Origin of the sequence: Rheinheimera sp., from assembly GCF_030824435.1 — a bacterium.
Taxonomy (GTDB): Bacteria; Pseudomonadota; Gammaproteobacteria; order Enterobacterales; family Alteromonadaceae; genus Pararheinheimera.
On sequence record NZ_JAVBXS010000076.1, the window covers coordinates 1 to 11,484 of the forward strand.

11 protein-coding genes are annotated in these 11,484 nt (G+C 48.3%); 3 read left to right on the forward strand and 8 right to left on the reverse strand.

The window, feature by feature from the left end; translation table 11 throughout:
• Nucleotides 1–180: 180 nt before the first annotated feature.
• From RCH83_RS13560 to RCH83_RS13595, 8 genes are all read right to left on the reverse strand, one after another.
• Nucleotides 181–630, reverse strand: coding sequence for a hypothetical protein (locus tag RCH83_RS13560; RefSeq protein ID WP_306522982.1), 450 nt, complete (start codon nucleotides 628–630; stop codon nucleotides 181–183).
• A 59-nt stretch (nucleotides 631–689) separates the two neighbouring features.
• On the reverse strand, nucleotides 690–1,046 hold the full coding sequence (locus RCH83_RS13565) for a hypothetical protein (protein WP_306522984.1): 357 nt from the start codon (nucleotides 1,044–1,046) through the stop codon (nucleotides 690–692).
• A 725-nt stretch (nucleotides 1,047–1,771) separates the two neighbouring features.
• Nucleotides 1,772–2,263 (reverse strand): peroxiredoxin, encoded by a 492-nt coding sequence (locus RCH83_RS13570; protein WP_306522986.1) that lies wholly within the window; start codon nucleotides 2,261–2,263, stop codon nucleotides 1,772–1,774.
• Between the two features lie 81 nt (nucleotides 2,264–2,344).
• Nucleotides 2,345–3,112, reverse strand: a complete 768-nt coding sequence (locus RCH83_RS13575) for a class I SAM-dependent methyltransferase (protein WP_306522988.1) — start codon at nucleotides 3,110–3,112, stop codon at nucleotides 2,345–2,347.
• Complete coding sequence (locus RCH83_RS13580) at nucleotides 3,109–3,846, reverse strand: DNA-3-methyladenine glycosylase I (RefSeq protein ID WP_306522990.1); 738 nt, start codon at nucleotides 3,844–3,846, stop codon at nucleotides 3,109–3,111. Before RCH83_RS13580 ends, RCH83_RS13575 begins: the two co-directional genes overlap by 4 nt.
• 109 nt (nucleotides 3,847–3,955) lie before the next feature.
• Nucleotides 3,956–4,516, reverse strand: coding sequence for a hypothetical protein (locus RCH83_RS13585; protein WP_306522992.1), 561 nt, complete (start codon nucleotides 4,514–4,516; stop codon nucleotides 3,956–3,958).
• Nucleotides 4,516–6,567, reverse strand: a complete 2,052-nt coding sequence (gene prlC / locus RCH83_RS13590) for an oligopeptidase A (RefSeq protein ID WP_306522994.1) — start codon at nucleotides 6,565–6,567, stop codon at nucleotides 4,516–4,518. The genes RCH83_RS13585 and prlC overlap by 1 nt, the downstream gene beginning before the upstream one ends.
• A 180-nt stretch (nucleotides 6,568–6,747) precedes the next feature.
• Entirely contained in the window at nucleotides 6,748–7,182 is a 435-nt protein-coding gene (locus tag RCH83_RS13595; protein ID WP_306522996.1) for a GNAT family N-acetyltransferase, read from the reverse strand.
• 375 nt (nucleotides 7,183–7,557) lie between these two features.
• On the opposite strand from RCH83_RS13595, the gene RCH83_RS13600 reads away from it, so the two are divergent.
• The 3 genes from RCH83_RS13600 to RCH83_RS13610 form a co-directional block, all read left to right on the forward strand.
• Complete coding sequence (locus tag RCH83_RS13600; protein WP_306522998.1) at nucleotides 7,558–9,741, forward strand: M3 family metallopeptidase; 2,184 nt, start codon at nucleotides 7,558–7,560, stop codon at nucleotides 9,739–9,741.
• Nucleotides 9,742–10,157: 416 nt separating this feature from the next.
• Nucleotides 10,158–10,883, forward strand: coding sequence for a LytTR family DNA-binding domain-containing protein (locus RCH83_RS13605; RefSeq protein WP_306523000.1), 726 nt, complete (start codon nucleotides 10,158–10,160; stop codon nucleotides 10,881–10,883).
• Between the two features lie 129 nt (nucleotides 10,884–11,012).
• The coding region (locus RCH83_RS13610) for a chemotaxis protein CheD (RefSeq protein WP_306523002.1) at nucleotides 11,013–11,484 on the forward strand (472 nt) is incomplete at its 3' end.

The window sequence follows — 11,484 nt, forward strand, 5'->3', positions numbered from 1 at the left end:
TTCTTCTTTTGGAACAAGAGCATTGTCAGATAAGTCTGCATGCGCAAACATTGCTGCCAAACCGATGAGTAAGCCAAATATAATTCTCAGATTGTTCATATTCTTCCTGTAAGGCTAACGCTTCAATAACTGGCACGCTTCAGTGCGTCCGGCGCCGAAGGCGCGAAGTTGATTGACTTGTTAGAGGGCATTTTTTATCACCCCATTTGATACTGACAAGGATACATAATCCATGAACCGCTCAGCGATGGTTAGACTCACACAGATATTACCCCAGAACCACCTTGTATACGGGTAACCATCATTTTCACCTACCTCTGTAGGTGAACCAAATTTAGAAAGCAATGCACCCTTTACCTGCTCATATTCTTTTTGTGCTGAATCTGCTTGGACTTGATTTTTAGGATGCAAAAAGAAGATACCATTACCTTGCTGCATTGCTTGGATTGAAACAACCAAATCTTCAAATATGGTTTCCTGTTCCCAGAATAATTGGCTGGTTTTTCCTTTCTCAGGTAATGGTTTACCACCCATTTTTGCTATTTGGTGCAAGCTTTTAAACCACGGCAATACCGTCCCTGAGCCTTCAAGGTATAATCCTTCAGATAATTTGTATGGCACTGACTCCATAATGCTCTCTAACTACCAAAGCAGCAGGGCGTGCTGCCTTTGTTTGTTATACGCTGTACTCACGGCTCACCTTCAAATGGCTTGAAGTCAGCAACTTCGTAGATATTTTTGACATATTCCTTGCCATTTATGTCTCGTGCATAGGCTTGAACTTCAAGCTGCCTATTTGCTGCAAGGTATATATCAGTCCTTAGCTCCTCAATTACTGAAGCCTCTAATTCATGTTGGACAAGGAGCTTTGGAAGCCATTCTTTGTAATATTCGATACTTTTAGTGATTCGATGATTGAACAAAGGAGCCACTTTATTTTCTGGGTATAGCCAATAGATGGAGACCTTTCCCCCGTTGGCCTTTACAGCTAACTCTCTGAGTTCTTTAAATACAAACTCACCATCAACGTAATTCTCAAAACTCACAAATGAGTGGCTTAGATTGTGTGACAGTGACTTGATGTTCTTCAATTTCATGATTGCGTATAACAATTTAATCAACGGGAAAAATCACGATTTAAAGCGTGGTTTTCCCCTTCTTTTGTTCCAATATGTATCAAAGCTACAGATAAATATGATTTGCGACAAGTGGTTATAACAGCAGCGATTTTTGGGTGAGCGTGAAAGCGGGGATAAGCTCACATAGTTAAGCTGTTACAAATAACATACAAGAGGACAAGCGGTTCTACATTTATCAGCCAAGAACAACCCAATCCCCAAGTCGACGCTTTTCCTCCCCGTTTAGCCAAGCCGATAAAAATTGAAAGTTTGAGGTTTTAAGACGCCAACTGTTTGAGACGGCTGACGTTAGCAGCCGTCGAGTTTTGGCGGCGCCTCAAACTTTTGATTTTTAGCGGGCTTTCGCAGGCTTACCGGGGTGATTTCTTTGCGCCCCTTTCTTTGTCAGCAAAGAAAGGGGCTCGTCCGCCGGGGCGAAACCCGGCATAGCAACCTTAGCTGCAAGCTAAAAACAAAGCCAAAACGGCGGCATACTGCCTACTGCTAGTAAAACTTACGTTTGATAAAACCGGACAAGTGCCGGGACAAAAGCACGCAAATACAAAAAAGGCGCACCGCCTATCACTGGTACGCCTTAATTTTTAAATAAAAACCAAATAGTTAAGCAACACCTGCCCATTGCGGGCCAGCAATTAAGAAGCAGACCGCTGCTTCACCGCCTCCAGCATCACTTCCGCTTTGGTCAGCTCAAAGGTCTTAGGCGCGTCGACGTTTAACAATTGCACCACGCCGTCTTCCACTATCATGGCGTAGCGTAATGAACGCAGGCCGCCGAAGTCGCCGCTGTCGACCGACAAACCACAAGCTGTGGCAAAACGGCCTGCGCCGTCGGCTAAAAATAGAATATCACCGGCGTTTTGTTGTTTGCCCCAGGCGTCCAGCACATAAGCGTCGTTGACGGCGGTGCAGATAATACGGTCAACACCGGCCTGAAAAAATTGCTCAGCCAGCTCCACAAAACCAGGTAAATGGGCGGCGCTGCAGGTTGGCGTAAAGGCGCCTGGCAAAGCAAATAACACCACGGTTTCGCCGCTGAATACTTCTTTGGTGGTTAAAGTCACCACGCCATTGTCGGTTAATCGCTGAAAGTCGACTTCCGGTAATTTTTCGCCCACCTTAATCATGGTTTGCTCCTGTTTTTAAAATGAAATTCGCTTATTGCGATTTGTTGATTCTTCACAAAATCTTGCAGAAATAAGGCTGAACTAATCCAGCGCAGCTTTAACATACACATCAAATCTATTGTTTTTGCCTTCAATGCTCATGCTGGGTTTTTGCCCTGCTAAAAATTCGGCATAACCCGGCCTTTTTACCACCACCCTTTTGCTGGCAAGTGCATAAGCTAAGGCATAAAGCGCATCGGCGTCCGGGTCGCTGCCCACCACATCGTGAAAAGCGCGCATTTCTTTTTTAACCGCTGCCGATTTTTCCCGTGCCGGAAACATCGGGTCCAGATACACCACATCGGGCACAGGCAACTGCGTTAACGCTTCGGCGGCACTGGCAAATACCAGCTGCATCCGTTCAGGCAACCAGTCGCACACTTCAGGGTCGAGTTTGGCACGGCGCAGGCCATCCCACAGCAATAAGGCAACGGAAGGGTTACGCTCCACCAGCGTCACATTGGCACCTAAACTGGCCAGCACTAAAGCGTCCCGCCCCAGGCCAGCAGTGGCGTCTATCACGGTTAAACCGGCTTTTTTACTCAGGCCAACAGCTTTGGCTATCGCTTCACTTTTGCCCCCACCAAATTTACGTCTGTAGGTGGCGGCGCCGCTGGCAAAATCCACCAGAATGTCACCTTGCTTGGGTAAATCGCTGTTACGCAGCACCAGTTGTTGTTCAAACCAGCATAAATGCCAGCCTTGCGCTGCATCTACCAGACTGACGCCAAAAGTTTGGGCTTGTGCCAGCAGCTCTGTAGGCAAGTTGTCGGCAAGCAGCAACTGGTGCTGGCCATTCAATCCGTTCATGCAGTTTCTATCCCGTCAGAGTCCGGCATTTCAGCTGCAAGGCCAACATAATTATCGCCAGTGCTGAACGCCACTAAACGGCTCAGCTGACTCAGGCTTAAACCCGATTGTTGTTGCCACTGGTTAAACTGCGCCTGAATTTTTAACAGATTGCTTTTGCTGGTTAAACCACCTTCAATCACCTGATAAGACCGCAAATAAGCTTCCACATCACGGCTTAATAAAAAAGTGTCTTTGCCCATAGCCCGCAACGCATAAGGGCCGGTGTTGCCACCTAAACGGGCGCCACGTTGTTTTAGCAGCTGCCATAAGCCGATGATATTGTCGGTTGGCCAGGCGGCCACCATGGCAGAAAAACTGCCGTGTTCACGGGCTAAATCGTGGATCATCAACGCATTGTCACGAATGGTCAGCACTTTATTGGCATTGCGGATAATACGGGCGTCCTGCGCTTTGGCGGCCAGCATTTCGTCACTCATCAGCAGCATTTTTTCGACGGAAAAATCAAAAAATACTTCACAAAAACCCGGCCACTTTTGCTCCACCACCCGCCAGACAAAACCACTTTGGAATACTTTTTTGCTAAAAGCCGCCAGCCAGTCGTTGTCATGGTGTTGTTGCAGCTCTGTGGTGCTTAACGGGGCCTGGCCAAGCAATAATTGCAGCTGAGCTTCACCACCTTTGCGCTCCAGCGCCCGTTGGTAAATCTGCGCTGCTGTTTCCACCTTCGCCATGACACTATCCTTTTAAGCCAATGTTTTTGTTAGGATTGTAAAAAATAAAATTGGCAAAACGCCAATTTTATCTGTGATATTTAACCGGGCTCAGCCGATGCTAAGCCGCCTACATCAGATCTGCTTTTGGGCCGGCCTGACAAAAACCGTTCACCAGCACCACGCCAGGTTCCGGCACTATGGCGCAATCCGACATCAGGCCTTGTTGCTCGTTCTGCATACGCATCAAGGCGTTATAACGTTCAACTTTTTGCAGCAGTTCGGTTTCATTGCCACTTAATGTGGAATACACCAGATAAGACTGAGGCCCGCCACAAGCTTTGGCGCCAACACCAACCACCCGGCACTGCGCCACATCATTGGCCTGCGCTTTACCGGCCATTTGTTGAATGTCGTTGTAAAGCGCTTTGAGTTCGGTTTTATCCAGGCCGACCGTTATCTTATGTTGTTCTGTCATGCTGTTGCCCTCGCCCGCTTTGGCTGTTGCTGCTTCAGCTGCCGGTTCGGCAACTGCTTCAGACACAACTGCTGCTGGTGTTTCTGTTGCTGCGGAAGCAGCAGGTGCCGGTGTTGCTGTTTGTTGCTGCTGCTGGCCGCAAGCGCCCAACAACCCCAACAGACTTAACAGCAGCGCGGCTGATAACGCTGTTTTGCCACTGAAGCCTTGCATCAGGCTGCCTCGCCAGCGTGAATACCCATATGGCGTAACAAAGCCGCATTGGAAGGTTCGCGACCACGGAAAGCTTTAAACAGCTCCATTGGCTCGGCGCTGCCACCACGTTCTAAAATACAGGCGAGGAAGTCAGCACCAGTGCTGGCGTTAAACACCCCTTCTTCTTCAAACCGGCTAAAGGCGTCGGCCGACAATACTTCGGCCCATAAATAACTGTAATAACCGGCGCCATAACCACCGGCAAAAATATGACTGAAACTATGCTGGAAGCGGTTAAAGCGGGGTGGAACTATCACTGAAACTTCAGCACGCACTTCGTCCAGCAGCTGCTGCACCCGGCCACCCAGTTCAGGGTTATATTCGGCATGTAAACGGAAATCAAATAACGCAAATTCCAGCTGACGTACTAAAAACATCGCACTCTGGAAGTTTTTCGCCGCCAGCATTTTATCCAATAAGTCCTGCGGCAACGGTTCGCCGGTTTCGTAATGACCGGAAATCACCTGCAAAGCTTCAGGCGCCCAGCACCAGTTTTCCATAAACTGGCTTGGCAGCTCTACTGCGTCCCATGGCACCCCATGAATACCAGCCACTGCGCTGGCGTCTACTTTGCTTAGCATATGGTGCAGGCCATGACCAAATTCGTGGAATAAAGTGACCACTTCGTCATGGGTAAAAAGCGCCGGTTTGCCGCCAACAGGTTTATTAAAGTTACAGGTCAGATAAGCCACCGGATGTTGCAGGCTGCCGTCAGCACGCCATAACCTGTCCTGACACACGTCCATCCAGGCGCCACCGCGTTTTTTGGCGCGGGCGTATAAATCCAGGTAAAAACTGCCACGCAGCTCACCTTTGGCATCAACAATCTGATAAAACTTCACATCAGGGTGCCAGACATCCACCCCTTGTTGCTCTTTTACCGTCACACCAAAAAGTTTATTCAGCACCTCGAATAAACCGCCCAGCACCTTAGGCTCCGGGAAATAAGGCCTTAAGACTTCGTCGGAAATGGCGTATTTAGCCATTTTTAACTTTTCAGCATAATAACCAATGTCCCAGGCATTTAAGCTGGTTTTGCCATGTTGCTCTTTGGCAAAAGCCTGTAATTCGGCTAAATCCTGTTTGGCCTGAGGTTTGGCTCTTTTGGCTAAATCACTGAGGAAATTCAGCACCTGCGCCGGGCTTTGCGCCATTTTAGTGGCCAGTGATTCTTCAGCGGCGTTGTTAAAATCCAGCAGCTGCGCCAGCTCGTGTTTTAGCGCCAAAGTTTCTTCAATAATGGCGCTGTTATCAAACTGACCGGCCGTTGGGCCTTGATCTGACGCCCTGGTGCAATAAGCACGGTACATTTCTTCACGCAGCGCTGCGTTGTCGGCGTAGGTCATTACCGCGATATAACTTGGAAATTCCAGCGTAAAGACAAAACCTTCCAGCTCACGGCTTTGCGCCGCTTCAGCTGCCGCTAATTTGGCATCTTCAGGTAAACCGGCCAGTTCGTTTTCATCTGCGACATGTTTAAACCAGGCCTGAGTGGCGTCTAAACAGTGGTTGGAAAAAGTGGAAGATAAATCGGATAACCGGCTTTGAATTTCGCCATAACGTTGTTTTTTGGCGTCTGACAAACCTATGCCCGACAATTTAAAATCGCGCAGCGCGTTTTGAATCACTTTTTGCTGCGCGCCGCTCAGGGTTTTATATGCTGCGCTTTGGCTCAGCTCAACATAAGCCTGATACAAACCTTCGTGTTGCCCTACCCAGGTGCTGAAATCAGATAACAGCGGCAAACAACTTTCATAAGCTTCACGCAGCTCTGCTGATGAAAGCACTGAATTTAAATGAGATACCGGTGACCAAAGGCTGCTTAAATGGTCAGAGCTGGCTTCTGTTGCACTGACAAGCGCCTGCCAGCTGACAGGACGGGTTAATACCGCCTGTTCCACAGCGGCGCGGCAATGCGTCAGCGCTTGTTCTACTGCTGGCAACACTTGCTCTGGTGTAATTTTTGAAAATGGCGGCAGACCGGTAAAATTAAATAACAGATTGTCCATTACAGCCCCCCGGGGCATATCAACAAGATAAAAAGATAATACCGTGACTTATGGGTGGCGAAGCAAGTTCTCAAGCAACAACAACATAAATTCTGACAAAAAACCCGGCATGCAGCCGGGTCCTGGGGTTTGGGTCTGGCTTATTGGCTTTGTTATTGCCAACAGCAGGCAGGTACTGGCCTAACTCAGTGATTTTTCCATACAAATCGACTGCGAACTGTATTTGTATTTGCCATAACTGGCGCATTTTTTAAAACCTTTATGCAGGTAAAAATTCACCGCTTTGCTGTTAATAATACGGGCAGCCCCCACCAGTTTCTGAAAACCATGCTGCAGGGCATAAGTTTCCAGATAAGCCAGCACTGCTGTACCCACCCCCGGCTGGCGCGAATACATCCGCTTAATTTCAGCGGTATCGTCATTCAGTTTACGTAATAAGGCACAACCAACAGCTTTGCCGTCATGCCAGGCTATCACCGCCAGAATCACATCAGCGCCACTTATCGCCAGTTGTTGAGGATCTTCCTGTTCAGTGTGACCTAAGGCATCGGATAACGCCTTAAACAGCGCAACTAAGGCCGGATCGGTCAAAGGTACTTCGGTCATACTGTACATAATGGTCCTCTTGATCTGGGTGCAGGCTGCACCTGCTGCTGTCGGCTGATTGTTTTGTTGCCGGCCAAACCTTCACTTTACTAGGATTTTGCCCGCCTGAAACCAGACTGCTGCAGCCTCAGTCTTCGCCAACTGATGTTAATAAACTGAAAACAAAGATAAATTTACAGCTTCTGGCAGCGGATTTTTGCACCGCCTGCCCCCAGTATGGCTGACAAAATTCAGCTTTTGCAGCAGGCCAGATGTTATTTAACGCAAAGATGAGGCTTTTGGCTGAAAATCTGCGTGACAGCAGTGTGCGCTTTGGCATACTCGACGAGCTTCTTTGCCATTTGGCATTACTGTTCCTACACGAATTCCAAGGAAATAACCGAGATGAGAAAAACCATGGTTGCAACCACAGTTGCAGCAGTGCTGGCGTTAACTGCCTGTACTGACAACAAAGCCCCGGCGCAAGCCGAACAACAAGCTCAACCAGTCGCAGCTGCTGACGACAAAACTGCTGCTGTCACCGCCAGCAACCCGCTGTTACAAGCAAGCAGTTTGCAATATCAGGCGCCTGAGTTTGACAAAATTAAGGTTGAACATTACCAGCCAGCCATGGAACAGGGCATTGTTGAACATGCCGCTGAAATTGAAAAAATTGCCAACAACACTGAAGCCGCCACTTTTGAAAATACCATTGTGGCTATGGAGCAAAGTGGTGCGCTGTTAGACCGCGCCAGCTCAGTATTTTTTAATATGACAGGCACTATCAGCAACCCGGACATTCTGAAAATTCAATCAGAAATGGCGCCTAAACTGGCGGCACACGGCGACAATATCAACTTAAATCCGGCGCTGTTTGCCAGGGTCAAAGCCATTTATGACAACCGCACCAGCCTGAATCTGGATGCTGAGTCATTACGTTTAACTGAAGTTTATTACGATCGTTTTGTCCGCGCCGGTGCGCTTTTAACTGACGAGCAAAAAACCAAAATCCGCGCTTTAAACGAAGAACACTCCAAGCTGACCAACCAGTTCAGCCAGAACCTGTTAAAAATCACCAAAGACATCGCCGTTTTTGTGGATGACAAAACTAAATTAGCTGGTTTGTCAGAAGCTGAAATTCAGGCTGCTGCCGAAGGCGCCAAAGCCCGTGGTCAGGAAGGTAAATATGTGATTGAACTGACCAACACCACCCGTCAGCCAGCTTTAGCTGTGCTGGAAAACCGCGAACTGCGTCAACAAATCTGGCAAGCTTCGGCCTTTCGTGGCACCCAGGGTGAAACTGACAACAGACCTCTGGTGGCACGGCTGGCACAAATCCGCGCTGAACGGGCGCAACTGTTAGGTTTTGACAGCTGGGCTGATTACCAGCTGGAAAAAGCCATGGCGAAAAAACCGCAGGCGGTGATGGATATGCTGGGTAGCATGGTGCCAGCCGTGGTTGCCAACACCAAAGTGGAAGCTGCTGCCATTCAGGAAATGATTAAAAGCACAGGCGGTGATTTTGAGCTGCAACCATGGGACTGGGAGTTTTACGCTGAAAAAGTACGTAAAGCCAAATATGACTTAGACGAAAACGAAGTAAAACAATACTTTGAGTTTAACCGTGTATTACACGACGGTGTGTTCTTTACCATGAACAAACTTTTTGGTATTACGTTCAAAAAACGCGCTGATTTGCCGGTTTATCATCCGGATGTGGAAGCGTACGAAGTGTTTGATGCTGACGGTACCAGTCTGGCTATTTTCTACGCTGACTATTTTGCCCGTGACGGCAAACGTGGTGGCGCCTGGATGAGCTCTTTTGTGGATCAAAGCGACTTAGCCGGCACCAAGCCAGTAGTGGTCAACGTGATGAACATTCCAAAAGGTCCGGCCGGCGAACCTACGCTGGTCAGTTATGACAATGTGACTACTATGTTCCACGAGTTAGGCCATGGCCTGCACGGTATTTTCTCCAAAGTAAAATATCCGACTTTGGCTGGTACTTCTGTGTCACGCGACTTTGTTGAATTCCCGTCAACCTTCCAGGAAGACTGGGCAGCTTACCCTGAAGTGATTGCTAACTACGCCAAACACTATAAAACAGGGGAAGCAATTCCGGCTGAACTGCTGGCAAAAATTATGAAGTCACGCAGCTTTAACCAGGGTTTTGACACCCTGGAATATATGGCAGCCGCTTTAGTGGATATGGAATGGCACGCGTTAAAACCGGGCACAGACATTCCTGACGTGGAAAAATTTGAGCAAGACGCGCTGAAAAAACACGGTGTAGATATTGCCGCTGTACCACCACGTTATAAATCAACTTACTTCAGCCACTCTATTGGTGGTGGTTATTCAGCAGGTTATTACGCTTATATGTGGTCGGAAATTCTGGCCGCCGACGCTTATGCTTATATACAAACCCAAGGTGGTTTAAAGCTGGAAAACGGCGTGAACTTCCGTAAACACATTTTATCTGTCGGTAACACCCTGCCACCAATGGAAGCTTATAAAAACTTCCGTGGTCAGGAACCAACCACAGATGCACTGCTGATTCGCCGTGGTTTAAAAACCGCAGTCAATTAAGCCGGTTTTCACGCAGAGCTACTGCGTTGATGCCAACCAAAGCCGGTGTTTTAACACCGGCTTTTTTTATCTTTAACAAGGCACTGTCACTGCTGGATAAAACAGTTGCAGCCTTTGCTGGTTTAGTGCGATAGCACAAACTAAAAAACAAAACTGGCCGCTTTTGTTGCCACAACCAGCAAGGCGTCCAAATGAAAGGGCTTCCCTAATTTGTGAAAATTTGTAAGCAGAACAGCGTCAGCGTTAGCGATTTTTGCTAAATCGCACCTTGGCAACGCAATAAAATTACAGAAATATAACCCAAACAAAGCAATTTAACTTATTGTTACAGAATGACTTTTTGCGGCGACCGCCGTGGCGGCAATTGCGCTTTCTACCTATAATGTGGCACTTGTTCAAGATGGTGGGAGCATGGAATGCCCGCGCTAAAGTTGATGGTTGCCGATAGTGATCTGCAGGCTTGCCGCCACTTGCTTAGCCTGCTCAGTTATTACCCCAATTTGCAGCTGCAAAGCTGTTGTCATGACTTCGCCGAATTAGAGCTGCAGTACAATCAACAACCGGACCTGATTTTTCTTGATATGCATTTACCAGGCTTGTCGGATGAACATCCGATGTTTGCCGACAAAACCCCTTATCAGGCACCGTTGTTAATAGCCCAAAGCCCAAGAGAACAGGACGCTTATCAGGCGGTGGAAAGTTATGCTTTTAACTTTTTATTAAAACCGGTCAAACGTTTACATCTGGCGCGCACTTTAATGAACGCACATAGCCTGCTGCGGCAACACCCGGACAACAGCTACAGCCCCTACCCGGCCAAACTGAAATTTCATAATGGCCATTCAATGTTGAGTCTGGACGAACCCGGTGTGCTGATGATCCAGTCGGCCGGCAATTATTTGTGTATTCACACCACCGACGGCAATCATGTAGTGCGCGACACCCTCAAAGCCATTTTGCCAAGGCTGCCCAAATGTTTTGTGCAAATTCACCGTTCCACTTTGATTAATTTGCATCATTTAAAACAGCTGTCGTTACAACACGGGGTTTATCTGCTGGAACTGACGGATCACAGCCAGGTGCCGGTATCACGCCGCTTCAGAAGTCAGTTGCAGTCTTTGTTACACGATTACCTGCCCTGACCTCACTAAATAGTCAGGGCGCTCAGGCAAATAGCGGCCCTGTGCTAACGGGGCTCTGCACATTTTTGTACATTTTTTTGCCTGCACAACTGCTACACCTGCAATACCAACCAAGCAGTAAGACATATCATGGCCGTGAATTCAGAACCCTCAGACAACCGCTTTGGCAACAGCCTCTGGGCCAGCGCCAACAAACTTTATCTGCAACCGGGAGAGTTATATGTCGGCTCAGACTATCAATTGGTGCAAACCCTGTTAGGTTCTTGTGTGGCTGTTTGCGCCAGTCACAGCCGAAGTGGCAACCTTGCCATTTGTCATCTGGTGCTGCCGGGCGGTCGTGGCAGAGTGGCAGCGGATTATCGTTTTGCTGACCATACGCTGCCGGTGTTGTACCGGGCTGTCACCCGGCTGGCTCCCGCCACAGCCTGGCAATGGCGTTTATTTGGTGGCGCCAGTATTGACGCTAAAGGAGATTATTTTGCGATAGGCCGGCAAAATTTATTGGCGGTGCAACAATGGGCGACAACAGAAAACATCTGCTTTTCAGACAGCGATACCGGTGGCCATCAGGGGCGTATTATCCAACTGAAAAAAGATGGCA

What these genes read in the sequence shown, in the direction of transcription:
- RCH83_RS13580 (WP_306522990.1), bottom strand. Translation starts at nt 3,846, where the DNA reads ATGGCGAAGGTGGAAACAGCAGCGCAGATTTACCAACGGGCGCTGGAG.
- RCH83_RS13570 (WP_306522986.1), bottom strand. Translation starts at nt 2,263, where the DNA reads ATGATTAAGGTGGGCGAAAAATTACCGGAAGTCGACTTTCAGCGATTA.
- RCH83_RS13560 (WP_306522982.1), bottom strand. Translation starts at nt 630, where the DNA reads ATGGAGTCAGTGCCATACAAATTATCTGAAGGATTATACCTTGAAGGC.
- RCH83_RS13585 (WP_306522992.1), bottom strand. Translation starts at nt 4,516, where the DNA reads ATGCAAGGCTTCAGTGGCAAAACAGCGTTATCAGCCGCGCTGCTGTTA.
- prlC (WP_306522994.1), bottom strand. Translation starts at nt 6,567, where the DNA reads ATGGACAATCTGTTATTTAATTTTACCGGTCTGCCGCCATTTTCAAAA.
- RCH83_RS13605 (WP_306523000.1), top strand. Translation starts at nt 10,158, where the DNA reads ATGCCCGCGCTAAAGTTGATGGTTGCCGATAGTGATCTGCAGGCTTGC.
- RCH83_RS13595 (WP_306522996.1), bottom strand. Translation starts at nt 7,182, where the DNA reads ATGTACAGTATGACCGAAGTACCTTTGACCGATCCGGCCTTAGTTGCG.
- RCH83_RS13600 (WP_306522998.1), top strand. Translation starts at nt 7,558, where the DNA reads ATGAGAAAAACCATGGTTGCAACCACAGTTGCAGCAGTGCTGGCGTTA.
- RCH83_RS13575 (WP_306522988.1), bottom strand. Translation starts at nt 3,112, where the DNA reads ATGAACGGATTGAATGGCCAGCACCAGTTGCTGCTTGCCGACAACTTG.